1 pseudogene is annotated in these 431 nt (G+C 66.1%); it reads left to right on the top strand.

The window, feature by feature from the left end:
* Positions 1–431: pseudogene (locus GO615_RS29995) on the top strand (1,4-alpha-glucan branching enzyme); the annotation flags it as partial.

Here is a 431-nt window from a genome sequence, read left to right on the forward strand (position 1 = left end):
AACTACGCCCGCAAGGACGGCGAATGGGTGCCGAACAAGTTCGGCGGCCAGGAGAACCTCGAAGCCGTGCAGCTGCTGCAGGAGACGAACGCGACGGCGTACAAGCGCACGCCGGGTGCCGTCATCATCGCCGAGGAGTCGACGTCGTGGCCGGGCATCACCCGCTCGACGGACACCGGCGGCCTGGGCTTCGGGCTCAAGTGGAACATGGGCTGGATGCACGACTCGCTCGACTACGTCGCGCGTGAGCCGATCTACCGTCAGCATCATCACCACGACCTGACGTTCGCGCTCGTCTACGCGTTCAGCGAGCAGTTCGTGCTGCCCGTCAGCCACGACGAGGTCGTGCACGGCAAGGGCAGCCTGCTGCGCAAGATGCCCGGTGATCGCTGGCAGCAGCTCGCCAACGTGCGCGCCTACCTCGCGTACAT

This window comes from Aromatoleum evansii (assembly GCF_012910805.1).
In the GTDB taxonomy this organism is placed as follows: domain Bacteria; phylum Pseudomonadota; class Gammaproteobacteria; order Burkholderiales; family Rhodocyclaceae; genus Aromatoleum; species Aromatoleum evansii.